The following is a 25921-nucleotide window of genomic DNA, read 5'->3' as shown; positions in this document are numbered from 1 at the left end:
AACAATACCAAATGGTTTAAAAAGTGATCAGGTTAACTATTATTGATGAGCTGACAAATAGAATCAGCCACTTAGCAGAACCTTGAAACAGGCGTGCAAGAAGCCATATCTATAGCCTAGCGGAGACGGTGAATGTTCGATGATATTCCTTTTCGAGGAAATAAGAGTGGGGACTGTAGTGTTGTTTCTTGCAAGGCACCATGGGTTACCTTGGTACATTCAATGAGTTCGTTATGATTAAGTTGTCGCTGGGCAAGATCGAGGGATATCGCATCAAACCCACCGTCATAACTATCACGGAGCTCAGTGGGTGTCTTGAACCCCACATCATAGCAAAGGGTGTGTGTAGAAATGGTATCTGGCTCTTGCTGTTCGGTATTCAGGCTTGCAAATAAGATAAGTCCTGCGATGGCTGAAGCTGATGTGTATTGGATAATCACGAAGCGCCCTAATGCTTAATGTTAAAATTGAGCGCGAAGCTTACAGAAGTTGAAAGGCGTGGACTTACCATATTGTGCCAGCAGGGCAGGCTGACTGGCACAATACGGTTTACTTTGCTGATTAGACATCAGTGATTATTGGCAGGATGCTGGACCTTTTTCTTCCCACACTCCCCATTGGCCAGTCGTTCCAGGTTCTTCACCCTTAGTCCACCACTTGGCACGCCATAGTTTGCCATTGTGGGTGACTTCGTCATTGGCCACATACGTTGCTGCGCTGTCCCAGGCATTTGGACAAACAGGCTGGCTATCATCATAGACCGTGACTTTCCGCGCTTGGTTGGCACTGTTACCTGCGTTGTCAGTGACGGAATAGGTAAGGGCGTAATCACCAACTATGTTAGTGTCTACATTACCGGTGACTTGGATACCGGCTGAGATATCATTGCCGTTATAGTCGGCAGCAGTGATCCCCGTCATTGGGTCAAACGCTGTACCGCGAACAACTTGCGTATCTGCGATACCGGTAAATACTGGTGATTTGTCTGGCTCCGGTGGCTGCTGGTTATGGATGTAACTGCCGTAGTCTTTGATGAATTTTTCATTGTAAGCCTGACCGGCACTGTTTTTACCCATATCCCAGTTGACCGACCAGGTCATCACACCGCGCAAAGGTTGGCCTTGTGCCTTCAAGCGATCGAATGCGGCATATAGGGTATTGGGATCCTCAACAAAACCGTTGTTGGCTCCATCGATGTTGGCAGGAATACCAAATACCAATTTGTCATGAGTGATGGTTGTGTAACCCCGGGTGCCATTAATGAGTGAGTCGGAGATATAGTAGATAAACTCTTCTTTTCTAGCATCATTCTGTGAAAGCCAGCCAACACCGCCATCCACGTAAACACCGTCCCCGCCTTGGTTATAGAATTGTGGGTTGATGAAGTCATAGTCGCCTGCCAGTCCCTCTAGGTAAGGTAGGTATTTACCATTGGCGATGGTGAGGTAAGGGAATTCCGGTGCCATGGTGATCATGAAGTTCTTACCTTGGGCACGGTAATGATCTTTAACTAGCCTGAGGGCGGCAGGAATAACGGTTTGGTTATCCGCGGCGGTAATGGCAGTTTGCTCCAGGTCGATATCCAGCCCGTCGAAACCGTATTTATCTGTCAGGCGGATGACTTCATCGGCGAAGGCTTGTTCATCACCGGCCTTGAGCTCGACGTGTGCATCGGCGCCACCCAGCGCAAGCAATACACTTCGGCCTTGGCTGTTCAGGGTGTTGATCTGGTCAATGAAAGCTGACTCGGTCAGGCCAATATTCGGGTCTAGCTCGAAGGTTGGAATGCGGCCTGCATTGAGATTGTACACTTTCATGAAAGAGACATTGACCACATTGTAATCAGGATGTACTTCCGTTAAGTCGACACAGGGAGCATTACCGCCACGATAGCCTGCACCGTCACACCAGTTATGCCAGTAGCCGACCACTACATTTCCGCTCTGCGCCACCATTTCATTGGCGTGTGCCGAGATAGATACCGTTGCACTCCCCATCAGCAAAGCGGAAGTGAGGAGGGTCAGTGGTAATGGTTTCATGTTCACTCCTTTGATTCATATTGGATTTGTCTGATTGTCTTGCTTTGTAGTTATGGGTGTAACTTAATACATGCATAAGATGGGATAAATAATTTATGAAGCAAAAAAAGATCTAGATTCAAAAGATTAAATGCAAGTTGTTGCTGTCTTGATTAAATGACGATGAGTGTCTAAAGAAGCGTATATCCCCAAGAGATTACAAGCTGCTGATTCAGGAATTTAATTCACATTGTCTGCTTTTTCGTACATTCTCTATCCCTGAACATGTACATATTCCTTTTTCTTTAGTTGGTACTATTTTGCTTATATTGAATATGTTTATGGCGATTTCTTATCCTGCCGTACTCTCTAACCTTCTGCTGTGACAGCTTTTTCTCACGAGTCAGAAACAAGATATTTTTTGGCTAATAACCTTGTAGTAAATGATGAAATGGATACCCATTCATCACAAATAACAGGCAGCAAAAAAACAGACTGCCCATAAAAATGATTATTTAGGCTAGGTTTGGAGTGTTTGAATGAATACCTCCCGTTTTATACTGGCTGTCGTATTGGTTGCGGCAGTCACAGCTTGTCGTGAAGACTCTGATGATCCCATTGCCGCGGTAGATACTGCATCAGGGACTGAAGGTACAGAAGTTGTGCAGGAGCCTGCCAGCGAGCAGCCGGATGAATCACCGCCCGCCGAGGCGCCGCCTCCACCCGTAGAGGGTGGTGGCGATGAGACGCCACCGCCTCCCCCCCCGCTAGAGGCTAAATTAGATATTGATGGCTTGCCTTTACCTGATCTCTCGTCCAGCCATGACTATGAAGCGTATCTGGCGGCGCAGCCTAAGTACTATACCCGGATCTCCTCGCCGTTCGGCAATGTGGATTCGCAAAACAATACCCCATTTGACAACCGGGTAACCAATGCCGGAGCCAACTTGGGACGGGTGATCTTCTACGATGTCCGCCTGTCAGCCAACAACAGTGTTGCCTGTGCTTCCTGCCATATCCAGAAACACGGTTTCACTGATCCGAAGACCTTCAGTGATGGCTTTGATGGCGGGAAAACCGGCCGCCATTCGATGAGCTTGAGCAATGCGGCTTACTACCGTAATGGTAAGTTTTTTTGGGATGAACGCGCCGATACACTGGAAGACCAAGTGTTGATGCCTATTCAGGACGAGGTGGAAATGGGGATGAACCTGTTCGATCTTGAAGTGAAAATGGGCGAAACGAGCTACTATGCCGAGCTATTTAACGAGGCCTTTGGCGATGAAGCAATCACCAGTGAGCGTATATCGCGCGCATTGGCCCAGTTCATTCGTACCATGGTGACCTATGAGTCCAAGTACGACCAGGCTTTCACTGCCGGCGAGTGGGATGACCCCAATTTTGAAGCGGTATTTAGCGAGCAGGAAATGCTGGGGCTGAAACTCTTTTCCGGCTTTCCCGGAACTGAGCGTGATTCGCTTGGCTGTATCGCTTGCCACCAGACTAGTGCGCATACCATGGACCAGGCGCATGTTAATGGCTTGGATGCCGATACCAGCAGTGATCAAGGCGCAGGGAACGGTTTCTTCAAGTCGCCGTCATTGCGCAATATCGCCGTCGGCGCGCCTTACATGCATGATGGCCGGTTTGCGACTCTGATGGAGGTGGTGGAGTTCTACAACAGCGGTATTGAGCGCCACCGGAACCTGAGCCCAGACTTAACCAGCAATGGCCAGACGGGCGGCACGCCGATTAGGATGAGCCTGAGCCAGGAAGAGAAAGAAGCCTTGGTCGCGTTCATGGAAGCGTTGACGGATGAGAACTTCCTCGCCAACCCGATCTACAGCGATCCTTTCTTCCCCAACACGGTAGAAGGCCAGCTGCAAGCGCAGCAGGCTGAAGAGCAAGCCAGCGAGGATACGCCTGAGGGAGGCAAGTAGCCTGGCCGGCAAATCTGCTGCAAGCAAATAACAGAGACAAAAAAAACCTGCAACAAGGATGTGCAGGCTGTTATGAAAGGAACAAAAATGACGAGATATGAACTTGTCACTTTTAATAACGCTGGTGGCGGGCTGTGAGATCACATTTGGGTGACTTGATAGCTGTTAGCCACCCCACCCCTTGCTTCCTCCCGAAGAGCGACTGCTGCTCCAGCCAGATTTAGCGGATACCGTTGAACCAAAACCACCGCGGGAAATTGTACGACTGACCGTGGGCTTGGGCTTCATGTGGTCTTTACTGACCCTGATTTTGGTTTTCTTGTAGCTGCTGCGACCATAGTCATAGCCATCGGCAGTAGTCCAGCGATCATAGAAAATACTGCCGGGGTAGTAGGAGCGGAACATCGGCTGCGAATAATAACCGCCGCGATCCCGGTCGATCATGCGGGCAAACATGAACCCAGCCATGGCGGGCATAAACCAGTTATTGCCTTGTGGTTGCATACAGGCGTTGGTACCGAACTCGGCTTCACAATCGTAGCGGGAGTTGTACTTCGGTGCGGTACGGGAGGCTTCCTGCAAGGCAAACTGGTAAGCCGCCTGGCACTCTTCGGTATAGTTTGGATTGTCATCGACGCAATCGTTGAGGGTTTCGTATATGACGGCATCATCACCGCTGTCGCTACAGCCCGAAAGCACAGCAGTTGCCACGACCGCTGTGATGGGGGCCGCCATCGAGCCAATAGATACTGGGCGCCAGTTTTTCTTCATACTGGCGAGAACGACATGTTTACTGCGTTTCATGGCGTCCCCCTTAATACGTCATACAGGCGGCATTGAGTAGGCCTACGGATACAGAAGTAGCCGCCATGACAATCCCGGCAGGTATTTCACCTGCTTCGATACGCTCGACAATCCTCGGCATAAAACCAAAACGCAAAATCGCAAAGGCGATCAGCTGGGCAAACAGTGCCACTACGCCCCAAATGGCGAAATCGATAAGGTTGACCGAGTTACTGGCAGCACCAGCGATTGCGAGGCAATAGCCAATAATCGAGCCTGACAGGCCGATTGCCGCCGCGATATTCTGATCTTCTTTTACGAGTTTCCATTCATCATGCGGGGTAAAGCGAACGTAGACGAACTTGAAAACCAGCAGAAAAGCCAGCGATAGGGCAAAGTAGAGCAGAAATGCGCCGAGGCCGGCAAGTGAGTTGGTTAGTACTTCCATGTTAATCCTATTCGTTCTGTAATGTATTGAATATTAGCCAATCAGTTTGAAATCGGTGGGAGATAAATCGAAACCAGTACTGAGAGCCAAACATCGCTCGGCCTGGTTGCGGTAGATTTTCTCCTCGCCTGCCACGAGTAGGGATTCGAACTGCCCATTGCCTGTATCTCGTTCGTAAATCATGACAAAATGGTCGGTCTCGCTGATAGTGCCGTTCTCAAGCCAGGTTTTCTCGGTCATCGCGACCGGGCGGGAGTTGTCCCATACTTTGTCAAACTGAAAGTCTTCCAGCTCCCAGCTCGGTTTGACGATGTCATGATCTAGTAGGTGCTGCCATTGGCTTTGGCTATCGATAGGACGCGACTCGTAGAAATAATAAAGCTTTACTTCGCTGATATCGGCTTCGGTATTGCCGTGGGTTAATATCTGGATAAAGCCATCATCGTCGGTGTAATAGCGCAGTAGCCGGGTTTGTTCGTCGAGATGAACTTCGCCCACCGCCTTAATTAATTGGGTTCGGGATGCCCCCTCGATAATTAGCTCCGGCTCAATTAACCTCAGTTTTAGATCATCAAGCTCGAAGGCGCCACCCAACCTTAAGCCTAAGATCTCTGGGCTGCTCGGAGTCGTGACCTGCGGTTGTTTCTTCTTGAACCAGTCAAACATAAACACTCCCGTGTTATCTGGTGTAATAAGTTGATAACTTGATGCTCGCTAAGTGCATTTTGACCAGTCGATCTGCTCTACTCGTTCGTCGGCAATATAAAACAGCTTGGCACCTGGCGGGACGTTTCGCTCTAGCGGTGGGTTTAACTCAACGCCTTTGCCTGTATCGATGGCAATAAGGATAGCTTCATATTGTTGTTTGAAACCATTGAACAGTGGGGCAATCGAGCTTGGTGTGGCATCTGTTGGATATTGTACTGCGTACTGGGTCATCCCCTTATGGGTGCTGAGCAGTTCGTGATGCAGTTCGCTCGAGCCTGGGTCAATCGCGGCTTTGGCCAACATCTCGACAGCTACAGATGGAATACACTCCACGTTAGGGCAGTGGTGCTTCAGTAGGTCGCTCAGTGATTCGTCGTTGAAATAAGCCAAGATATGGGCGTTGGGGTTCTGGTTGGCACAGAACAAGGCCGCAGACAGCGTCACGTCATCTTCACTGTTGTCGATCACAATACAGCTTGCGGTTTCAACGCCAGCCCTCGCCATTGAAAGGCTGTCGGTAAAGCTTGGTGTGCGGACGAACTCAATTTCGCCGGGGAGCGGGTTTTCTATATCCGGGCGAACACACAGTACGATGTCGCGGTGTCCTTTCTCTTCGTATTGCAGCATTTTGACCAAGTGAAGGGTGCGCTGCTCGTTCCACCCCAGCACAAGAATGTGGTTATCCACCGATACTTTCCTCCGGCCTAACAGCCCCTGTTTCCAGTAATCAATAAAGACGCTAGCAACCCGGCCAATGGCTAAGGCAAAAAGCCCGAGCCCACCTGGGATCACAAACAGCATCACAACCCATTTTCCAGCCACGGTTGTTGGCGACATATCGCCATAACCGACCGTAGAAGCGCTAACGACCAAGTAATACAAGAAGTCGGTCGGGGTCTGGATCAGGGCTGACTCGCCAACGGCAAACAGCAGGGCGTAGCTGATAACCGTGTAGCCAATCACCAATAAAAGGAGGTTTCTGCCACTTAGCGCATGGAAGTTCTGGGCCGCCCAGCGCCGGAATAAAAGCCACAATGACATACTGCCTCCTTATCAAACTGCGATTACTGACCCAAGATACGCTTCAGCTCATCTTCTGCTGAGGACTGCTTACCTGCAGTGATCCCTGCATCGGCCAATTTCTTGTCTAGACTGCTGCCCGATTGCTCTTCGGCCATTTCTGCAGCGGCTTCGAGTTGGGCCGATTTTTCGGCCTGACGTTGCTTGATGCGCTCGAGCGATTCAACCGCAGTGTGCATCTTTGCGTTGGCACCGACGTTGGTTGCCGACACAGCCGACTGGGCTTTTTGCACTGCTTCGTTGGCTTTAACCACATCCACTTGCTGCTCAAGCTGGCGTAGCTTGTCTTTTGCCTGACTGATGTTGGTACGCATCTTCTGCTCAGAGGCGACGAACTGATCAAGGTAGGTTTGCTCTGCCTGCTGCTCGTTGCGAAGCTCGGCGACCTTTTGCGCGCACTCAAGAGCTAGATCTTGCTGGCCTTTTTCCATCGCACCTCGGGCATGGCCCTCGTACTCTTTGATGCCCTGCTGGAAACCATCGACTTTCTGCTGCGACATCTTGCGCTTGGCAACGATGCTGACCAAGGCTTCGTCTGAGCGGCGTAGCTCTTGCTTGGCTTCTCGGATTTCCTGATCGAGGATACGCAGTGCTTGGTTGTCGGCGACTGCTTCGGCGGTTTCATTCACACCGCCTTTGATCGCGGTGAACAGTTTTTTCCAGACGCTCATTACGCAACCTCCTTGAGGTGATCTTGGTATAGCTCGATGAAGGCTTCGACATTGCGGAACAGGGTCGCCACTTCAATCACAATGCTTTCCGCCTTGGACTGGGAAGATAGCGAACCAAAGGCTACGTAGTAGTCGTTGCCGCCAATCTCATTGATCCCGATGGTCGATAGCGGGAACATCTTGTGGGTGCGCAAGATGTCATTGTTGAGCGAGGCAATGTTATTAACTTGCTCTGCCGGGAACAGCAGCACCTCTACCAGAATTTGCTCGCCAGAAATGGCCAGGAAGGCGTCAATATTATCTTCGTTACGAACGACCAGTGTTTGGTCATTTTGATCTACTTCCCAGCCTTCGTGCTCACTGAGAAGTGGGATTAGTTCAGAAACTTGCCACGTCATAGTTGCTACCTTTTGGTTTAGGTGTCAGCGAATTGAATGAAAAATCTACTCTTATTATGAGGTTAAATTATTCAATTACCATGAAATGATGTTTTTTTGTTGTGTTTTTGTGAGCTATTTTATGCCGCTTGATTACATGCGATATAGTGTGGTTGGTCAAAAAAGCCCCCTGACCGTCCGAATGAATCAGGGGGAACCTTGGGACTTTCCTGGAGGAAAGTGATGTTATAAAGCGAGTTCTTGTTCTAGCATCTGGATCATCGCCGCTTCGTCATCGCAGTTTCTTAACTTATCGCGAAAATCTTGGTGGATCAGTTTGCGAGCCAAGCCTGAGAAGATCCGCATATGCTGATCACCCTGCGCTTTATTGAGGGTCAGCATAATGATGAAGTCCACATCACCCGAGTCAGACTGCCAATCAATAGGCGTTTGCAGCTGGGCAATGCTGATGCTCGAATGGCGGATATTGTCGGATTTGGTATGCGGGATGGCAAAACCATGTCCGAGCCCAGTTGAGAATACTGCCTCACGGGCCCAAATATCGTCTTCCAGGGCATAGGCATTGTCGGTACGTTCTTGTACGCCCAAGTTGCCGACCAAGGCCTGTATCGCCTCTTCTTTGTTGGCAAAATCCGCATGCTTGAACACACAGTCGATGCCTAGCAGGGGCTTGTCTTGCGCTGTTGCTGATGTTTTGTCCAGTAGAGCTGTGACATCTGCGATAGTTGGGCACTGGCATGCCTGCTCGAATAACTGTTGGCAATGGGCAAGCGTTAAGCCATGAAGAGCCGCTTTTGTCGCGGTGATTTTGGGTGCACTCATGCTGATCTCATCCAGTCCTGAGCCCACCAGTAAAGGCAATACTTTGTTATCAGCACCTAATTCACCGCACAATCCAACCCAGCGGTTGTGCTCGTGGGCCGTTTTGACCACGTGTCCTAGCATACGCAGGAAGGCGGGTGCCAGACTGTTGTAGAGGTGCGAGACTTGTCCGTTGTCACGGTCTACTGCCAACAAATACTGGGTCATATCATTGGAGCCGATACTGAAGAAATCTACTTCTTGGCAGAACTGGTCGATGATGAAGGCGACTGAAGGCACTTCGACCATGATCCCCAGCTGTAGCTGAGACGAGTAGGCAATGTTGTCGCGATCAAGCTCGGCTTGGACATGTTTCAGCTGCTGCTTGACCCAACGGATCTCCTCGATGCTCTGGATCATCGGGATCATGATCTTGGTACTGCCAAAGACAGATGCACGGAGGATTGCCCGAAGCTGGGTGCGGAACAGTTGCTCGAACTGTGGGTAGATCCTGACCGCACGGTAGCCTAGGAACGGGTTGGTCTCTTGCGGCAGGTTGAGATACTCAATCGGTTTGTCACCGCCGATATCCATGGTTCGGATGATCACCGGCTTACCCTCGGCGGCTTCTAGCGCTTCGCGGTAGTGGTTAAATTGCTCGTCTTCATCTGGCGCGCTATGGCGGTCCATGAACAGCATTTCGGTTCTGAACAGGCCTACGCCTTCTGCGCCAGTGGCAAATGCCGCTGGTGCTTCAATTGAGCAGGCAATGTTGGCGGCAATTTCGACTCGGTGGCCATCGTTAGTGACCGCTGGCTGGTGGATAAATTGCTCTTTTTGTTTTTTCTCTTGTTGGTTGAGCATTAAGGCGCGTTGGAAGTAGCGTTGGACAGGCTCACTGCATTCTGTGGCAAGGACACCGAGCTGGCCATCGATAAATGCCTGGGTTTTGAGTGCTGAGCTGCACTGGTTGGCCTCTATGCCTGACAGTGTTGGAATGCCAAAGGCCCGAGCCAAGATGACGGTATGCGACGTACTGCCGGCATGGGTTAGCACCAGCCCCTGCAGGTGGGTTTTATCCAAACCGATGAACTGGCTCGGTGTCAGATCACTTGCCAGTATGATAGTCGGCTCTGTCAGTTTACATTCTCGCTGACATTGAACTTCTGGGTAAGCGCAAGTTAGCAGTTGGGTTGCGACATCTCTGATATCCAGTACCCGCTCTTGCAAATAAGCACTGGCAGATTGTTGTAGCTGAGTACTGAGTTTGTCGACAATGGCCAATATCGCGTTGGCAGTGGAGTGGGTACTGAGCAAGCTCGTGATGCCATTGATGAAGCTGCTGTCGTTCACTATTGCCAGATGCGCCGTGATAATGTCTTTCTCGTGATGACTCGCCGTGGCTGCCATCGCTGATAGCTGGTCGATAACCTTCTGGTGGGCGGTTTGGAATCGTTCGGTCTCTTGCTCGCAAATATCGGTCGCAAACTGGTTAAGGTTGGTATGGCTAAACTCGATTAACTTACCGTGGCCAAGGCCGGTAGCGAGACGGGTTCCGTGTAGCAATGTCGGTTGATGGCGCATCAGTGACTGGGGTAAGGGGAACTCACCAATACTTGCCACAGGAGTTAGTGCTTCATCGCAATGGCTAAATTCAGTGGAAATAAAGTCTTCGAGGGCACGGCAGGCCTGTTCGCTGTCATTTCCATCAAAGATCAGGGTACAAGCATCGTCTAATAGGGTATCGGTGCCTACCAGCGACAGAACACTTTTGGCATCACCTTGGTGATTGTTGCGATGGTTAACCAGCGTGATCTGGCAATCAAATTGGCCGCAGGCTTTTTCGAGATGTGTCGCCGGACGGGCATGAATACCATTGGGTAATTCACAACGGAAAGCAAATTGGTGTTTCATGGGTACTACTGCCTTGTAATTAGTGCGCTAACAGCTGCTGACATTGAGAAAACACCCGGCGAGGACGCTGCAGGGCATCTTGGATAGTGACTTCGAGGCAACGTTGGTTCTTGAAGCGATCGCTATGCTCGATGTTGATATCGGCTGCGAGCACCACCACATCGGCGGATTTTATATCTTGCTCGCTGAGGCGGTTTTCGATCCCCATCGCGCCTTGCGTTTCGACCTTGATGGTAATGCCAAGTTTTTTGGCGGTATCGATCAATTTGTCGGCGGCCATATAGGTATGGGCAATCCCCGTTGGGCAAGCAGTGATAGCGACCACTCTCATCATTTATCTCCAATCGTTTGAAATCCTATATGAACACTATAAGGAGAGGCGGGAGATGTCGGTAGAAGAGAAAACAACCCTTTACTGGACTTTTGTAGCGCCGGTTTCCAACCGTGATAATCGTCCCATTTTACGAGGTGTTAGTTGATAAGACGGCGCTAATGAAAGGGTTGAGGGAGGTGGTTTCAGGGAGCCAGCTCTGCGCGGGCTATTCATTTTGCTGTGTGATTAGCATTTTTAAGGCATGTGCTTGGCATATTCTTAGTTCGTCTGATTATCGACAACGGTATTCGGTTGGGGTTTTGCCCGTTTTGCGTTTGAACACTCGGCAGAAGTAATTCGGATCATGATAGCCGCAGCGTTGAGCGACTTCTTCAAGCCGGAAGTTGTAGCGTTTTAGCATAAACTTGGCGCGCTCCAGCCTGACCCATGAAATGTAATCGGCAAAACGCATATGCCCTTCCTGACGAAACAGCCGAGACAAATGATTCGGTGAGATATTGAAGCGGGCTGCAACGGTATTACGGTTGATATTGCGGTGGAAATTCTCCTGGACGTAAATACAGATCCCTTTGAACATGTCTTCGCCACGGCGACTGGTATCTTCTGCTGGCTGGGCTAGCATGTCCTTGCAATAACTGAGTAGTGCAAGTAGCAGAAACTTATCCGCGGGTTGTTTGTGTTTTTCGTAGGCGAGAGTCGACAGTGCCGTCAGTATGTGGTCGATGGCTCGGCCAGTCCGTTGCGGCACACTGTATTTGACCACATCGTAGAACCCTTCCTCGTCCTCGTGTTTGCTGACCAGGCTGAAACCGAGCTGGCTTTTACCAAAAAGCAGGCTGAGAACCGAACATTCTTTGTCCCAGCTCGGCTTGTTCCAAGCATTGGCAGGTATAAACAACGCATCGCCAGTGCCAAGTAAGACGTTTTCGATTTGATGCTGTGGGCTTTCCAGTAAGTTTTCGTATTGACCATTGAATACCAACTCAAGCCGCGGAAAGTTAACTTGGTAGCTGGCTTCGGGGGGCGGAAGATCATCACCGGCAAACCAGATGGTGCTGAATGCCGTGCTGTCAGAAATCACATTATCGAGAAGATCAGTGAAGGTTTGCTTCATGTCAATACATCTACCAAATCACTCGCGACTAGCGCAGTGTTATCAAAAAGAGAGGCTAGCTCTGAATACGCATTATCTGAAGACGTATAAGCTACTGAAGGCTAACCATTTATATGATACCACTCTAATATCCACTACTTCGAAATGATATTCTGTAAACTGTTGAGTAAGTATCATTTTTCAGAGTAATAACGTGCCAATGCCTTGGCGGTATAAAGCCAAGGCATTGCAATGAGGATTTAAGCAGAAGCGAGGTGCGCTTCGATTTTATCCATGATTTGAGGGGCTTTCTTCACGGCATCAGCTACGCCAACACGAACAATTTTCTTGCCCTTGAAACGCTCTTCGTTTTTGATTGCGATATCTTTGGTCAGGATGACAATATCGGCATTTTCTACTTCGGCTGACAGGATTTCATTTTCAATCCCGATAGAGCCCTGAGTTTCAATTTTGACTTCCCAGCCTTTGGCTTTGGCCGCCGTTTCCAGGGCTTCGGCTGCCATGTAAGTGTGGGCTACGCCGGATGGGCAAGAAGTTACGCCTAGTAGTTTCATGTGGTTTTCTCCCGAAATATTGTTAGTCGAATTCTAATTCAAGGGTGTCTTCCGCCGAGTCTTCTTCAACTTTGGCGTCAGGACGTTGTTCGATAGGTTTTTTCAATGCATTGACCATTAGGGCGGTAGTGAGGGCACCGGCGGCAATACCGACGATGTAGAACAAGCGCCCGTCCACGACTGGTATTACAATCAGGCCACCCCATGGTGCATGGTTGAGGACATTGAACATGAAGCCGACGACGTTACCGACCATACCGCCAACCACGATAGAAGGTAGTACGCGCATTGGGTCAGCGGCTGCAAAAGGAATTGCCCCTTCGGTGATACCAATACATCCCATGATCCCTGCAGCTTTACCGGCTTCGCGCTCTTCATCGGTGTAACGTTTTGGTGAAAGCAGAGTCGCTAGGAACATACCTAAAGGTGGAACACAGATAGCGATACCGACACCACCCATCAGCCAAGGCTGGGTACCGACTTGGGTTTGGGCGAACAAGGTCGCGACTTTGTTGATTGGGCCACCCATGTCAAAGGCGGTCATGCCACCGAGCACCATACCCAAGAAGGCTTTAGAGGCACCTGCCATGCCCTGTAGCCACAGGTTCATGCTTTCCATTGCCATTGCAATCGGCGTACCGATCACCCAGATCACCAAGCCCGAGACAATAAAGGTGCCGCCGATAGGTAGAATAAAGTAGGTTGAGATGGCTTTTAGTTTATTGGATAGCGGAATGCGCTTGAGTTGTAGGACAACGTAACCGGCAATAAAGCCAACCACAATCGCACCAAGGAAACCGGCTTGGACTTGGTTGGCCAGGTAGGCACCAATCATACCCGGGGCAAGTGCTGGTCGGTCAGCAATTGAATAAGCAATGTAGCCACCAAGCACGGGCACAAACAGGGTGAAACCTGCGATACCCATGTCCCATAGGCCTTCAAGAAATACGCCTTCCGGTACCGCACCTTTACCACCTAGCATCACTGACAGGGCAAGTAATACACCACCGGCGACAACGAAGGGGAGCATGTGGCTGGTACCCGTCAACAAGTGTCTTTTTAACACTGACAGTTGGCTTTTCATTTCGAATTACTCCATGTTTTTATGGTTTATTTTTTCAGTTGGCTCGGCCGCCAACGCAATAGGGTTGAGCGATGTTCTAAGACAGAATGCTGTCTGGATGGCTGTAATTATGGGACGGTCAACACGACGAAACTATTGGATAAATAGGCCATTAGCTGGACTTTTGTACCCTACGAAATGAGATGTGATTTAGCTCTCAGGCCAACAGTGAAGCGGATCACTAAATCGCTAAAGATGTGTGAATGATGGTAGTGAAAGGTATTAAAAGTCCAGCTGGTGAGAAAAAATCCAGCCAGTGATTAGGTTATTGAGTTCTACTTATGAGACAAAGCGGAGAAAATCCCTATACACTGCCGTTTTTTTGCTAGTATTCCTTTTTGTTGGTGGATATATAAGCACTTGAATCATTGGTGGGTTTACAAGTTCAATGGTTGCGATTACTATACGCCGCACTTACGGAGAGATGGCTGAGTGGTTGAAAGCACCGGTCTTGAAAACCGGCATACGTTAATAGCGTATCTAGGGTTCAAATCCCTATCTCTCCGCCACATTTAGAAAAAGCCCAGCAGAAATGTTGGGCTTTTTTTGCACCTGTTACTTGGCAAAGAAATAGATGGGTGAAGGGCTTTAGCCCAAGGCCGCAATCATCTCCTTGGTGACTAATGTGATCCCTTTGTCAGAGACCCGGAAGCCATTTGCGATATCTTGCTCTCTATCGTATCCAATGGTCATGCCGGCGGGGATATGGCATTCAGTATCGACAATAACCCGGCGTAATTTACAGTGTTCACCGATATCGCAGCCGCGCATCAGAACGGAATATTCGATCAGGCTGTGGGAGTGTGTATGGACACTTGAGTACAGAAGAGATTTGCGAATTGTCGAGCCGGAAATAATACAGCCGCTCGAAACGGTGGAATCCAATGCGGTCCCTCTTCGATAGTCATCATCGAAAATAAACTTTGCCGGGGGTAGCTGCTCTTGATAGGTCATTATCGGCCATGATCTATCGTAAAGATTGAACTGAGGCTCAGGCTCTATCAACTCCATATTGGCCTCCCACAATGAATCCAGTGTACCGACATCTCGCCAGTATGGCTTCTTGCTGCTGTCAGGATCGGCGAAAGCAAAAGCGCAGATATTATGGTTATCGATTATTGATGGGATAATGTCGTTGCCAAAGTCATGGCTGGACGTATTATTAATGCCATCTTTTTCCAATTGTTCAAATAGAAAATCAACATCAAAAACGTAGTTTCCCATGGAGGCGAGACATAAGCCCGGTTTACCGGGGATCTCTTTGGGGGCCGCGGGTTTTTCATTGAATTCGACGACCCTGTTGTTTTCATCGATTGTCATCACGCCAAAGCGGCCGGCAGCCTCTTCAACTGTCGTTTCTAGACAACATACGGTCATGTCTGCATTATTTTCTACATGTTGCGCAATAAGTACGCCGTAATCCATACGATAGACGTGATCGCCAGACAGGATCAGCACATATTTAGCCCCTGTCTCGCGAATAATGTTGGCATTCTGACTGACCGCATCCGCAGTACCTAAGTACCAGTCATCCCCTTTCTGTTGTGACGCTGGCAGTATTTCAACAAACTCAGACAAATCGGCCTTAAACTGTCCCCAGCCACGATTGATGTGGCGGATCAGGGAGTGAGATTTATATTGAGTTGCAACACCAACACGGCAGACACCGGAGTTAAAGCAGTTCGATAATGGAAAATCAATAATGCGGAACATGCCACCAAAATAGACGGCGGGTTTAGCGCGCCACTTTGTTAATTCGAACAGTCGGCTACCTTTTCCTCCAGCTAAAATAATGGCATAGGTGTTTTTAGTTAAGAGACTGATGTGACGATCGTAATTGTGCAACATCCTTAATATCCTATTGTGATCAGAGGTTTTACATCCATTGACCAGACAAAGATAGTAAAGATTTGCGTGATGAAAATGTTCAATGCTGATTTTCATTATTTTTCGACGAAAAGGTACAAAGCCCACAGTTTTCACTGCGGGCTTTGTCGTCGTTGCGGTTGGTTTTTTACTGAGTCACAACTTCTTGTTCAGTACTAGCGTTTTTGCCTGCCTGCTTCTTTTCGAAGCGGGAAATCCACCACCATGCAATGGCAGAGAAGACCGCGGTCATGAAGACATTGATGAAGAACGCACGGACAAGGTTAACGCCTGTTGGGAAGGCTGATGCCGTCATACTCACCACGAAGATAACGATAAGTACCGATACAATCGCCATACCAACATTGCGCGAGCCCATACGGAAATCACGCGGGGTGTCATCGTATTTCCAGCGGAACACGAAGTAGGCAGCCATGATGAAGATCGGCGGTAGCATTGCGGTGCCAGCAGTCAAGTTGATGGCCTGGTTCATCATATCCTGCACAGACTCAGAGCCGAAGCCGTTAACAACTAGCATTACAACAACGAAAGCGAACTGCCACCAAGCGGCGCGAACCGGTACACCGTGCTCGTTAAGCTCTGTGGTTTTTTCACCGTAAACGCCTTTCGGGATTTCAGAGAAGTGGATTTTCACCGGGGCGGCAGTCCACATCATCATTGAGCCGAACATAGCGATGAACAGAATAATACCGACAAAGCGGCCAACCAGTGCTTGTGAGATCTCGAAGTAGTTTGCCATACCGGTAAAGATTTCAACCATACCACCGGCATAGGTTAAATCTTCACGGGCGACGAAGACGTTAACCAGCAGTGAACCGACAGCGTACATTGCACCAATCAGAATACCAGCGGCAATAATGACTTTAATAAAGGCTTTTTGGCCGCCTTTCACATCTTTGAGGTAAGCTGCCGCTGTTTCAGCACCACCGGCTGCCTGGAAGATCCAACACATGATACCCAAGGTTGCCCAGTTGATGGTTGGGCTCATGGCTTCCATGGTGATAGGCTGGGCTGGGGTGTAGTCACCGCTCAGAGCCATCAAGGCACCAAGGACATAGATGCCGAACAGGGCAAACACGCCATAAGCAACGATTTCCGAGATCTTACCCAGCCAAGTCGCTCCTTTGGTCGAGATGTGGGTAGCAGCCGCAAACAAAACAATTGAGATCAGCGAGGTAACCATTGGCGAGAAGGTGTATTCGTAACCCAGCATTGCGTAGGACGCATAGGCGATAACGTTCGGTAGTAGCGACACAAACCAGAACAGGTTAACGAACCAGTAAAGGAAAGAGCCAAGGTAAGCCGCTTTGGTGCCCAGTGGTTGTTTCAGCCAGTCGTACATGCCCGATTCGGAATTCTTATTGGCCGATACAAATTCGGCAATGATGAACACGAAAGGGATAAAGTAGACCACGGTTGCCAACAGGAATATTGGTGCGGAGCTCAAGCCCAGCTCGATGTTGTTGTTCACGATGTTGCGTACGTTAAAGACGGCAGCAAACGTCATTGATAGCAAAGCAAACTTGCCAATCGTGCCGCGTAAGGATTCAGACATTGTGTCCTCCGTTGAATCACGTCAATTATAGAGTTAATCGCTATTAAGCGTGTTGTTATATAAGGGCTTGGGTACACCAAGCCCTCTTGTCGTTGTCTATTTACTTATTGAGGAAGTAGCCATCTTCGATGGTCACTTTCAGCACGACCTTGCGCACCCGGTTATCACCGTGGAAGCGATACGCCTCGCGGTTGTCGAAAATCGCCACTTGGCCTTCGTACAGCTCGCGGGTTTCGCCTTCGCCTCGCAGGTATTCGCGGTCGGTTTCGTCGCGGTAGGCTTCCACCACCTCAAGCGCCGCTTTATCGGCGAACTCGACGGTTTCACGGCCTTCCAGGTAGTAATGCACGTCGAAGTAACGGCGGTTGCCTTCGAAGTTCTCTGTGTTGCGGGCAACACCGTCTTCAATCATGTAAACCAGCGAATCGCCGATGGAGTGCATCACGTCATCTTTGATATGGGCGATATTCTCAATTGCCTCCACGCAGCGGTTCCATTTACGGCCATCGCGGTACACCACTTTGAATTGCTCTAGGCTCTCTAGCACGATCATGATTGTCGCCTCGTTTACTGGTTTTTTTGGTTAGAAGTAGCGGTGAAGAAGCGGTTGCCGAAGTCATGGCTGGCCATGGTTTGCGCGCTGCAATCTCCCGCCTGTAATGGCATTAGGGTGAGGCCGTAGCGGAACTCATCCATGTAGACTCGGTAAGAGTCGAGGACTTCACTGCCCCAAGAGTTGGAGCCGAGGCCCATCACTTTGTGGTCAAGGTTCAGGGTGATGAAGCCACTCTTAGCCAGTTCAATAGTGTGCTGAGCTTGATGCAGGTTCTGGTTGGTGTAGAACCATGCACTGAAGTTGATTTCCTGCTGTGGTTTAACCAACAGGCCAGCACCGTGACGGTTGGTCAGTGCTGCCCAGCGAACATGCTGACGGTTACCGTTGTTTTGCGGAAACGGGTAGTTCTCGAACATGTCGTCAACAGTGCTCTGGTAGATATCAATCAGGTTGGCCTGCTTGCTGTCCTGGTAGTTTTCTTCCGGGCCGCGGCCGTAGTATTTCACCTGGTCGAAGTCGCCGTTGATCCCCAAGTCCAAGCCGATAACCGGAATGACATGTGGGTAATCGCCGTAGCGCTCGCCACTCAGTTCGATGTTGAGCTGGCCTTCCGCGTTGATCTGGTAGCGGTACTCGCAGCGCATACCGAAATCAAATACCGGTGGTGCAACGATGCTGGTGGTAGTGATTTCAACGGTGTTGGTATGTTTAACTACGTCGATAGTGCGGAAGTGCTCCTGCATAATTTGCAGGTGTGCAGGCTCCCATAGCCCTTCGTGCTCTTGCTTATGGTTGTCGATCATCGGCTTGAAGAAGTTCAGCTTAGGCTCTGACTTGATCAGCTCCTCGCCATTAACTACCCACGAGGTCAGCTTGCCGTTGATTTTCGAGAAGTTCAGCGCAAAGTTATTGCCAGTGATCACTGTGCTCAGGCGATTTTCTTCCACCATCAGTGGTGTCGCATTGTGATTGACAAAACGCGTTTCATTCGCCGTGTTTTCTTTAAGCTGGTATTGGTAAACCGCAATTTCATGGTTGGCCGCGCTGTAAAGGGTGCGGCTGTCTTTGCGGACGGTGAAGTTGATGAACACTTCACGCTCATCCAGTTCAGGGATGGCAATAGTGACTTCACGGCCTGAGTTGGCAGCAAGATCGTCAACCTTGAACTGCACGGTGCGCAGGGTCTCACCTTCGGCACGGATATCTGCAGTGATGGTGTAATCGTTCAGATCAGAGAACCACAGTTTGTTCTCGACCAGGAATTTACCAGCCTGCTCGTCGACGGCACGGATCTTCACCGGTGCAATGACTTGCTTGTATTCTTTTAGGCCCGGGCCAGGGGTTTGATCTGGGTAGATCAGGCCATCCATACAGAAGTTATAGTTGTTCGGGTAATCGCCGTAGTCGCCGCCGTATTTGTAGAATTCAGTACCGTTGTCGTCACGGGCCAGAATACCGTGGTCACACCATTCCCACACGTAATGGCCTTGGATATGGTCGTGCTGGTAGAACACGTTTTGGTACTCGGTCAGGCCGCCCGGGCCGTTACCCATGGCATGGGCATATTCACAGATGATGCGAGGTTTCTCGTGCGGATGCTCGCCGAAGTAGTTCATCAGCTGGGCGCGGGAGTACATAGTCGAAATCACATCGACGACTTCTGCGTCGCGGTCTTCTTCGTAGTGCACCAAACGGGTGTCATCAATCGCCTTGGTGGCTTCATACATCGAGCGGATATTGCAGCCGTAACCGGACTCGTTACCCAGCGACCACATGATGATCGATGGGTGGTTTTTCTGCGCGTGAACATGGCGCACTGCACGGTCTACAAACACCGTTTCCCACTCGGCATCGTCGGTGATGCGGCTCAGATCGCCGACATTGGCAAAGCCGTGGGTTTCGACATCGGTCTCAGCCATAACGAACAAGCCGTAGATGTCACACAGCTCGTAGAAGCGCGGATCGTTAGGGTAGTGCGCAGTACGAACCGAGTTGATGTTGTGCTGCTTCATCAGGATCAGATCTTTTTCGATACGCTCCATACCGACAGCACGGCCTTTGAGGTGGTCGTTGTCGTGGCGGTTAACGCCGTGCAACATGACGTATTGGTTGTTGATGTAGAACAGGCCATCACGGACTTTGATATCACGGAAACCGACACGCTGTGGAATGATTTCCAGGGTGTTGCCCAAATTATCTTTAAGCGTCAGGACTAGCTGGTATAGATAAGGATTTTCCGCTGTCCAGTGGGTCGGGTTGTCCAGCTCGATGGCAAATTGTGTCTGAGCCTGTACCTGTGAATTGGCATCGATAGTCAGGTGAGAACATGCCCCCTCGGCAATGATCTGGCCCTTGTCATAAAGCACGTATTCCAGGGCAAAGCCTGATGCCTGAGTGGCAGACAGGTTTTCTAGATCGACAGCGCAAGAAAGTGTTGCTTTTTGGTAGTCCTCTGCAAAGTCGGTGCGAACGGTGAAGTCTTGGACGTGAACTTGCTCTTTACCGACAAGGTATACGTCGCGGAAAATACCGGCTGTCCACCACATATCCTGATCTTCAATGTAGGTGGAGTCAGCCCACTGCATCACTCGTACCGAAAGCAGGTTGTTACCTTGCTGGACGTATTGGCTGATATCGAACTCGGCCGTTAGGCGGCTGCCTTTGCTGAAGCCGACATACTCGCCATTGACGTAAACTTCGAAGTAAGTCTCAACACCATCAAACTTGATGATGGTCTGCTTGTCTTGCCAGTTGGCACCCAGTGTGAAGGTACGCTGGTAGGCACCGGTTGGGTTTTCTGTTGGAACGAACGGGACATCGATAGGGAACGGGAAGCCCTCATCGGTGTACTGCAGAACGCCATGGCCTTCCATCTGCCACATGTTAGGGACAGTAATGTGGCCCCATTCTGCCATTGGCTGCAAGTAAAACTCTTCAGGTACCAAAAGCGGGTGGTTGAAGTATTGGAACTGCCACTGGCCGCTGAGCAACATGAAGTTGCTGCTTAGCTCACGCTGGAAAGTCTGTGCGTTGGTTAGGGAGTTGTACGAGAAGAAGTATGCACGTGGTGCAAGACGGTTCTCATGTAGGTGAAGGAAGTTTTCCCAATTGTTCACGAAATGCCTCCGGTTCAATACCGATGTATTTTTCTGCTATGACCAGGATATTGGTCTGGTAACTTGCAAATCAGTTTAGTAAAAGTTTTACTAAATGAAATCGGTAAAATTTGGATGCTTTAACTCGATCACGATTTTTACTATTGATTCGCTCAATAGTGTGATGGTGATTAAGAATTTCAGGGCGAGGTTTTTACTGAGTAAAGAGGCGAGGTGGTAACCAGTGCTTATTGGTGGGGATGTTGATAGAAGGCATTAAAAAAGCGCTTAATATCAGCGCTTTATAATAAATCTGACGTTAAATGAAGGCTATGTTACTTCGTAGTATCCCGTAGTTTAAGCTTGCTTGGTACATAGACCTGCAGCGGTAGCGTCCTGCCGTCGCGTAATTTCTCAACCAGTAAGTTAACCCCTTGAATGCCCATCATTTCTGAGTGGATACGAACCGTAGACAATGACGGGAAGGTAAATTTTGCAGTTGGAATATCATTGACACTGATTAGGGCGATATCTTCAGGGATCTTAAGGCCGTGCTCGTGAATTGCCCGCAATACTCCGATGGCGATGGAATCTGAAGCCACAAACAACGCTGACGGATAATCACCGGTCGCGAGCATTTCTTTAGCTAACTTGTAGCCGGATGAGCTGGAGAAGTCGCCGCGGTAGATATCCTTGCTGGATACCACCCCTTTAAGCTGGCCGTATTCCGTAAAAGCTTCTTCTCGAATATCAGCGACTTCCGGTAAATCCTGGCCGCCGATAAAACCAATGCGTTGGTAGCCCTGAGCAATGAAGAAGTCGGTGATTTCCTTGCTGACCCTTGCCAAGTCAATATCGACAGAATCATATGGCGAGTGGGTATCACTGAAATCAACAAAGCAAATGTTGTCTGAAAGGCTTTTTACTTTATCAAGGACATTCGAGCTGTTGCGACCGACTAGAATGATGCCGCTAACTTTACTGTTTTTATCAGCAATTTCACCGTTATAACAGTTGGTTAGTTCTATGCCTAGCTTACTACACTGGGTCTCGATGCCATAGCGGATAGAAAGGTAGTAAGGGTCGTTAACTTCGGCTTCCTGCTTGTAGTTGTACACAGCCATGAAGTGCTGTTGTTGCTTTTTGCTGGTCGCTAACGCTTTGGTGTTGCTGGTTTTGTATTCCAGCTTTTCAGCGATTTCGAGAATTCGATGTTTGGTTTCTTCTTTGACGCTTAGTGTCGGGTCGTCGTTGAGAACTCTTGAAACCGTCGCCAGAGATACGCCCGCTTCTGTCGCGATATCTTTCAGTGTCGCCATTTACTTGTATCCATTGGCAAGGCTCACTCACCGTGAGCGGTCTATCAATCATGTTATTGTAATCAAACTCGGCTATGAAGTTCTACGTTTTACTAAAATCATTTCGAATAAACCGGCGCCGTATACGGTTAGCTTGATGTGACTGCGCTCATATCGCTCACAAAAACAACATGGCCACTTGCCTTCTTCTTCGCTTCTGGTAAGTTAAATGTGTTTTAGTAAAATTTACTTCAAAAGGAAATGCACAATGGAAACCATCGCTTATTCAGATTTCGCCAAGCTAGAGATCCGTACCGGTAAGATCATTGAAGTTGCCCGCCATCAAAATGCTGACAAGCTGTATATTGTCCAAATCGATGTGGGTGAACGTACTCTTCAGACCGTGACCAGTTTGGTGCCTTACTACACCGAAGAAGAGTTGATGGGTAAGCAGGTGGTGGTATTGTGCAACCTAGCTAAAGCTAAGATGCGCGGTGAAACCTCAGAGTGTATGCTGCTGTGTGCTGAAACAGATGACGAGTCGGAAAGTGTATTGCTAACCCCTGAGCGTGCGATGCCGGCCGGGGTGAAAATCGTATAATCATTTTGATAGGGATTGCTCTATTTTATGCGGACAAATGAACTTATTGCCAAGTGGCTGGATCAAGATGAAGGCCGGTTTAGGGCGCTGCAATGTGCCCGCCAATTGAATCTACCACAATGCTACTTGGCGGCAGGATTTGTCCGCAATCTCGTCTGGGATCATCTTCATGGGTATAGCGAACCAACGCCGCTCAATGATGTTGATGTGGTTTATTTCGACCCTGATGAAGACGATCCCAATCAATACCTGCTATATGAGCGGCAACTGATGCAAATGCTACCGCTATTCAACTGGCAGGTACGTAACCAAGCATTGATGCACCTTCGCAATGGCGATACCCCATATTTTGGAACGCTGGATGCCATGAGCTACTGGCCTGAGAAAGAAACCGCAGTGGGTGTCCGGCTTAACAGCCAAGGGGAGTATGAGTGTATTGCAGCCTTTGGTTTTGAGTCCTTGTTCGGGTTGCAACTTACCCCTAATCCTAAGCGGCCACTTTCACTGTTTACCGAGCGGGTCAATGGTAAGAACTGGTTATCACATTGGCCAAAACTGCAAGTGAAGCGGTAAACTCAGCGAGTTCAAGATTTAGACCAAAACATCCCCTCAGCTGACAGTATCAGTGAGGGGATGCAAATCTAATTAGGCAGTTAGAACAACCTTACCGATAGCTTGTTTGGACTCCAAACGTTGGTGGCCTTTAGCAACCTCCCAAATGCTGTACTGGCTATCGTCTATGAGTGGTTTGATTTGCCCTTCATCGACGAGCTTGGCGACATGACCAAGGATTTCACCGTGAGCCTTGCGGTTGATGCCATAAACCAGAGGGATCGGCATCAATACGCTGTGGAAGCTCAGGCCTTTCAAAGCAACTTGCAATGGGTCGTTGATAGGCAGGATAGTCGCCACCTTGCCGTTATAACGCACCGCTTGGAAACTATTCTGGATGTGATCACCGGCAATCGTGTCGAAGATGGCATCAAAACCCAGCCCATCAGTCAGCTGCTGGGTGTAGTCCTCCACTGTTTGTTGCTCAGCGTTAATCACATGGTCGGCCCCCAATGTTTGTGCAGTTGCGAGGTTTTTCTCCAGCGATGTGGTGGCAACGGTTGCGCCAAGCGCTTTAGCCAGTTGAACCGCAATATGACCGACACCGCCGGTAGCACCGTGGATCAGTACATTGTCACCAGGTTTGATGTGCATTTTGCTGACTAGGGCTTCCCAGGCGGTGATGGAGACCAATGGTAGTGCAGCGGCTTCGCGCATGGAAAGTGATGTAGGCTTGTGTGCCATCAAATCGGCATCGACCAGCATGTACTCGGCCAGTGCCCCGTTGGTACCGGCAATACCGCCAGCACAACCGTAGACCTCATCTCCAACCTTGAACTGTTTAACACCTTCGCCGACTTCGACGATAACCCCGGCAACATCACCATGCAGGATTTCCGGTAGGTTGGCCGACCACGGTGTTTCGGCCGAACGCAGCATGGTATCAAGCGGATTGACACTGGTCGCCTTCACCTCGACCACCAAATGACCTGCCTTGGCAGTCGGTTTCTCACGTTCAACCTGTTGGAATACATCGGCGTCGCCCAGTGAATCAATAATCATCGCTTTCATTGTTTTACCCTCGTTTGATGAAGCGAGGCCAGTCTATTGTTTGCAATAGCTGCAATCCATGCGCCACAAAGCAAGTGTATTTTGCCTTTTAAGCAAGATATGCTCTGGTAGAATACCGCTTCGCAACAGGGGCAAGAGATGATCAAACGACTACAATATTTCAACGCTGTGGTGGAAACCGGCAGCATTTCCGAGACCAGCAGGGTGTTCGATGTCCAGCCATCATCGGTGTCGCGTCAATTGGCGGCGTTGGAAGAAGAGCTTGGGGTGAGGCTGATTAACCGTAATACCCGGACCGTATCGCTTACCGAAGCTGGCCAGACATTCTACAGCTATTCGCAACACATAGTGGCTAGCCTGGATGAGGCTCGCAGGACAATTAATGATTTGCAGGACATCCCTAAAGGGAAACTGGTGGTCAGTTCCACGGTTGGCTACGGCGAGGCGGTGATCCTGCCATTAATCAACGAGTTCCGGCAACGCTATCCCGAAGTTGAAATCAGCCTTGAGCTTAGTGAAAGGGTCAAGGATCTGATCGAAGACAATATTGATGTGGCGATCAGAAGCGGAGAACTGGCAGATTCGTCTTTGGTTGCCCGCAAGCTACAAGATAACGACTTTATACTGTGTGCAAGCCCTGAGTACTTGGATACTGCTTCTGTTCTTTTATCTCCTGAAGCATTGGCAGAGCACCAGTGTATTCGATACGGTTATCCAGGTTGGCAGCACTGGTACTTGATGGGGGAGTCACTTGAAAAATTAACCATCGGCAATGGGCTGGAAGTGAATACCGTCAATGGGCAAAAACAATTGCTGCTTAGCCATTGCGGTATTGCGCTTATTCCATATTGGGCTGTTGCCAATGAACTCAAAGATGGACGGTTGCAACAGCTACTGCCTGACTATCATTTCAGTCCGCAAGCGACAACAACAGCGACCTATGCGATTTATTTGAAGCGGGAGATGGTTTCACCCAAGGTGCGGGTGTTTATTGATTACCTGCTAGAGCAGATACACAGGGGCAAACAGAATGTTTGATTTTAGCGGGATTGGCTATAATCAGAAGGCGTCATGAACACAATTGTTAAGGGTGATGATTCTATGGCTACAGATTTTGACTCCTTGCTTCCTAACCTAAAAGAGTTCTCGATACCGGATACGCCTTTCAAGGTTGTTGATCCTACGGCTCTGCCAGACGGTACCCGCCAAGCATTTGATGAGTTTTTATCGGGTTCGACATTACCACAGGCTTTCTGTGCCTATAGCCACGACTACTCGCAGTTTTGCAAGAAAGTCAGAAATGGCGAGATAAGTATTGGCTAAGGGGTAACTAATATGTGATGCCAAGGCCGCGTTCTGCGGCCTTGTTTATTTTGGTCTGTTGGCATAATTAATGCTGTATATAACAGTATATTCCTAA

General features: G+C 49.4%; 23 protein-coding genes and 1 tRNA gene. 6 read left to right on the top strand and 18 right to left on the bottom strand.

What is annotated here, in order from left to right:
• Positions 1 to 575 precede the first annotated feature (575 nt).
• Entirely contained in the window at positions 576 to 1997 is a 1422-nt protein-coding gene (locus tag R2X38_RS11815) for an immunoglobulin-like domain-containing protein (protein WP_411185179.1), read from the bottom strand.
• A gap of 560 nt (positions 1998 to 2557) precedes the next feature.
• On the opposite strand from R2X38_RS11815, the gene R2X38_RS11810 reads away from it, so the two are divergent.
• Positions 2558 to 3958, top strand: coding sequence for a cytochrome-c peroxidase (locus tag R2X38_RS11810; RefSeq protein WP_317522435.1), 1401 nt, complete (start codon positions 2558 to 2560; stop codon positions 3956 to 3958).
• A gap of 165 nt (positions 3959 to 4123) precedes the next feature.
• Here the strand turns inward: R2X38_RS11810 and R2X38_RS11805 are convergent, their stop codons facing one another.
• From R2X38_RS11805 to R2X38_RS11755, 11 genes are all read right to left on the bottom strand, one after another.
• On the bottom strand, positions 4124 to 4762 hold the full coding sequence (locus R2X38_RS11805; RefSeq protein WP_317522434.1) for a DUF1190 family protein: 639 nt from the start codon (positions 4760 to 4762) through the stop codon (positions 4124 to 4126).
• A 10-nt stretch (positions 4763 to 4772) separates the two neighbouring features.
• Positions 4773 to 5189: a DUF350 domain-containing protein gene (locus tag R2X38_RS11800; RefSeq protein ID WP_317522433.1), complete on the bottom strand. Its 417-nt coding sequence runs from the start codon at positions 5187 to 5189 to the stop codon at positions 4773 to 4775.
• 33 nt (positions 5190 to 5222) lie between these two features.
• Complete coding sequence (locus R2X38_RS11795; RefSeq protein ID WP_317522432.1) at positions 5223 to 5855, bottom strand: YjfK family protein; 633 nt, start codon at positions 5853 to 5855, stop codon at positions 5223 to 5225.
• A 48-nt stretch (positions 5856 to 5903) separates the two neighbouring features.
• Entirely contained in the window at positions 5904 to 6938 is a 1035-nt protein-coding gene (locus R2X38_RS11790; RefSeq protein WP_317522431.1) for a potassium channel protein, read from the bottom strand.
• A gap of 23 nt (positions 6939 to 6961) precedes the next feature.
• The gene (locus R2X38_RS11785) at positions 6962 to 7648 is read right to left on the bottom strand and encodes a PspA/IM30 family protein (RefSeq protein ID WP_317522430.1); all 687 of its coding nucleotides are present in this window, start codon (positions 7646 to 7648) and stop codon (positions 6962 to 6964) included.
• Entirely contained in the window at positions 7648 to 8046 is a 399-nt protein-coding gene (locus R2X38_RS11780) for a DUF2170 family protein (protein WP_317522429.1), read from the bottom strand. The genes R2X38_RS11785 and R2X38_RS11780 overlap by 1 nt, the downstream gene beginning before the upstream one ends.
• Before the next feature lie 225 nt (positions 8047 to 8271).
• A complete protein-coding gene (ptsP, locus tag R2X38_RS11775; protein ID WP_317522428.1) occupies positions 8272 to 10761 on the bottom strand; it encodes a phosphoenolpyruvate--protein phosphotransferase in 2490 nt (829 codons plus the stop codon).
• 19 nt (positions 10762 to 10780) lie between these two features.
• Entirely contained in the window at positions 10781 to 11092 is a 312-nt protein-coding gene (locus R2X38_RS11770; RefSeq protein ID WP_317522793.1) for a PTS fructose transporter subunit IIB, read from the bottom strand.
• Between the two features lie 274 nt (positions 11093 to 11366).
• Positions 11367 to 12209: an AraC family transcriptional regulator gene (locus tag R2X38_RS11765; protein WP_317522427.1), complete on the bottom strand. Its 843-nt coding sequence runs from the start codon at positions 12207 to 12209 to the stop codon at positions 11367 to 11369.
• Positions 12210 to 12448: 239 nt separating this feature from the next.
• Positions 12449 to 12763, bottom strand: a complete 315-nt coding sequence (locus R2X38_RS11760) for a PTS fructose-like transporter subunit IIB (protein WP_044620522.1) — start codon at positions 12761 to 12763, stop codon at positions 12449 to 12451.
• 22 nt (positions 12764 to 12785) lie between these two features.
• Positions 12786 to 13847 (bottom strand): PTS fructose transporter subunit EIIC, encoded by a 1062-nt coding sequence (locus tag R2X38_RS11755; RefSeq protein ID WP_317522426.1) that lies wholly within the window; start codon positions 13845 to 13847, stop codon positions 12786 to 12788.
• A gap of 457 nt (positions 13848 to 14304) precedes the next feature.
• Here R2X38_RS11755 and R2X38_RS11750 point away from each other — a divergent pair.
• Positions 14305 to 14395: transfer RNA gene (locus tag R2X38_RS11750), tRNA-Ser, on the top strand.
• Positions 14396 to 14474: 79 nt separating this feature from the next.
• On the opposite strand, the gene glgC is transcribed toward R2X38_RS11750, so the two are convergent.
• From glgC to ebgR, 5 genes are all read right to left on the bottom strand, one after another.
• Positions 14475 to 15830, bottom strand: a complete 1356-nt coding sequence (glgC, locus tag R2X38_RS11745) for a glucose-1-phosphate adenylyltransferase (protein ID WP_317522425.1) — start codon at positions 15828 to 15830, stop codon at positions 14475 to 14477.
• Between the two features lie 70 nt (positions 15831 to 15900).
• Positions 15901 to 17328, bottom strand: coding sequence for an amino acid permease (locus R2X38_RS11740; RefSeq protein WP_317522424.1), 1428 nt, complete (start codon positions 17326 to 17328; stop codon positions 15901 to 15903).
• A gap of 100 nt (positions 17329 to 17428) precedes the next feature.
• Positions 17429 to 17881: a beta-galactosidase subunit beta gene (locus R2X38_RS11735; protein ID WP_317522423.1), complete on the bottom strand. Its 453-nt coding sequence runs from the start codon at positions 17879 to 17881 to the stop codon at positions 17429 to 17431.
• A 14-nt stretch (positions 17882 to 17895) separates the two neighbouring features.
• Positions 17896 to 21000 carry a beta-galactosidase subunit alpha gene (ebgA, locus tag R2X38_RS11730; RefSeq protein ID WP_317522422.1) on the bottom strand — a complete coding sequence of 1035 codons (3105 nt, stop codon included), beginning with the start codon at positions 20998 to 21000 and terminating at the stop codon, positions 17896 to 17898.
• Positions 21001 to 21314: 314 nt separating this feature from the next.
• On the bottom strand, positions 21315 to 22298 hold the full coding sequence (ebgR, locus tag R2X38_RS11725; RefSeq protein WP_317522420.1) for a transcriptional regulator EbgR: 984 nt from the start codon (positions 22296 to 22298) through the stop codon (positions 21315 to 21317).
• A 247-nt stretch (positions 22299 to 22545) separates the two neighbouring features.
• On the opposite strand from ebgR, the gene R2X38_RS11720 reads away from it, so the two are divergent.
• Together R2X38_RS11720 and R2X38_RS11715 are read left to right on the top strand one after the other, a co-directional pair.
• Positions 22546 to 22878, top strand: a complete 333-nt coding sequence (locus tag R2X38_RS11720) for a tRNA-binding protein (protein ID WP_044620558.1) — start codon at positions 22546 to 22548, stop codon at positions 22876 to 22878.
• Between the two features lie 27 nt (positions 22879 to 22905).
• Positions 22906 to 23451 carry a nucleotidyltransferase family protein gene (locus R2X38_RS11715; protein ID WP_317522419.1) on the top strand — a complete coding sequence of 182 codons (546 nt, stop codon included), beginning with the start codon at positions 22906 to 22908 and terminating at the stop codon, positions 23449 to 23451.
• A gap of 72 nt (positions 23452 to 23523) precedes the next feature.
• Here the strand turns inward: R2X38_RS11715 and R2X38_RS11710 are convergent, their stop codons facing one another.
• Positions 23524 to 24501, bottom strand: coding sequence for a zinc-dependent alcohol dehydrogenase family protein (locus tag R2X38_RS11710; protein WP_317522418.1), 978 nt, complete (start codon positions 24499 to 24501; stop codon positions 23524 to 23526).
• Between the two features lie 138 nt (positions 24502 to 24639).
• On the opposite strand from R2X38_RS11710, the gene R2X38_RS11705 reads away from it, so the two are divergent.
• Positions 24640 to 25539: a LysR family transcriptional regulator gene (locus R2X38_RS11705; RefSeq protein ID WP_317522417.1), complete on the top strand. Its 900-nt coding sequence runs from the start codon at positions 24640 to 24642 to the stop codon at positions 25537 to 25539.
• Positions 25540 to 25572: 33 nt separating this feature from the next.
• A complete protein-coding gene (locus tag R2X38_RS11700; RefSeq protein ID WP_317522416.1) occupies positions 25573 to 25824 on the top strand; it encodes a hypothetical protein in 252 nt (83 codons plus the stop codon).
• Positions 25825 to 25921: the final 97 nt, after the last annotated feature.

The organism is Photobacterium rosenbergii, assembly GCF_033022775.1.
In the GTDB taxonomy this organism is placed as follows: domain Bacteria; phylum Pseudomonadota; class Gammaproteobacteria; order Enterobacterales; family Vibrionaceae; genus Photobacterium; species Photobacterium rosenbergii_A.
Note: the sequence above shows the minus strand (reverse complement) of the source record. Positions and strands in the feature narration are given on the sequence as shown.

Coding starts and splice junctions, on each gene's coding strand:
- R2X38_RS11715 (WP_317522419.1), top strand. CDS start 22,906: ATGCGGACAAATGAACTTATTGCCAAGTGGCTGGATCAAGATGAAGGC.
- R2X38_RS11700 (WP_317522416.1), top strand. CDS start 25,573: ATGAACACAATTGTTAAGGGTGATGATTCTATGGCTACAGATTTTGAC.
- R2X38_RS11780 (WP_317522429.1), bottom strand. CDS start 8,046: ATGACGTGGCAAGTTTCTGAACTAATCCCACTTCTCAGTGAGCACGAA.
- R2X38_RS11800 (WP_317522433.1), bottom strand. CDS start 5,189: ATGGAAGTACTAACCAACTCACTTGCCGGCCTCGGCGCATTTCTGCTC.
- R2X38_RS11785 (WP_317522430.1), bottom strand. CDS start 7,648: ATGAGCGTCTGGAAAAAACTGTTCACCGCGATCAAAGGCGGTGTGAAT.
- R2X38_RS11760 (WP_044620522.1), bottom strand. CDS start 12,763: ATGAAACTACTAGGCGTAACTTCTTGCCCATCCGGCGTAGCCCACACT.
- R2X38_RS11755 (WP_317522426.1), bottom strand. CDS start 13,847: ATGAAAAGCCAACTGTCAGTGTTAAAAAGACACTTGTTGACGGGTACC.
- R2X38_RS11710 (WP_317522418.1), bottom strand. CDS start 24,501: ATGAAAGCGATGATTATTGATTCACTGGGCGACGCCGATGTATTCCAA.
- R2X38_RS11790 (WP_317522431.1), bottom strand. CDS start 6,938: ATGTCATTGTGGCTTTTATTCCGGCGCTGGGCGGCCCAGAACTTCCAT.
- ebgR (WP_317522420.1), bottom strand. CDS start 22,298: ATGGCGACACTGAAAGATATCGCGACAGAAGCGGGCGTATCTCTGGCG.
- R2X38_RS11815 (WP_411185179.1), bottom strand. CDS start 1,997: ATGGGGAGTGCAACGGTATCTATCTCGGCACACGCCAATGAAATGGTG.
- ptsP (WP_317522428.1), bottom strand. CDS start 10,761: ATGAAACACCAATTTGCTTTCCGTTGTGAATTACCCAATGGTATTCAT.
- R2X38_RS11705 (WP_317522417.1), top strand. CDS start 24,640: ATGATCAAACGACTACAATATTTCAACGCTGTGGTGGAAACCGGCAGC.
- R2X38_RS11720 (WP_044620558.1), top strand. CDS start 22,546: ATGGAAACCATCGCTTATTCAGATTTCGCCAAGCTAGAGATCCGTACC.
- R2X38_RS11765 (WP_317522427.1), bottom strand. CDS start 12,209: ATGAAGCAAACCTTCACTGATCTTCTCGATAATGTGATTTCTGACAGC.
- R2X38_RS11810 (WP_317522435.1), top strand. CDS start 2,558: ATGAATACCTCCCGTTTTATACTGGCTGTCGTATTGGTTGCGGCAGTC.
- R2X38_RS11795 (WP_317522432.1), bottom strand. CDS start 5,855: ATGTTTGACTGGTTCAAGAAGAAACAACCGCAGGTCACGACTCCGAGC.
- R2X38_RS11770 (WP_317522793.1), bottom strand. CDS start 11,092: ATGAGAGTGGTCGCTATCACTGCTTGCCCAACGGGGATTGCCCATACC.
- R2X38_RS11735 (WP_317522423.1), bottom strand. CDS start 17,881: ATGATCGTGCTAGAGAGCCTAGAGCAATTCAAAGTGGTGTACCGCGAT.
- R2X38_RS11805 (WP_317522434.1), bottom strand. CDS start 4,762: ATGAAACGCAGTAAACATGTCGTTCTCGCCAGTATGAAGAAAAACTGG.
- R2X38_RS11740 (WP_317522424.1), bottom strand. CDS start 17,328: ATGTCTGAATCCTTACGCGGCACGATTGGCAAGTTTGCTTTGCTATCA.
- glgC (WP_317522425.1), bottom strand. CDS start 15,830: ATGAAAATCAGCATTGAACATTTTCATCACGCAAATCTTTACTATCTT.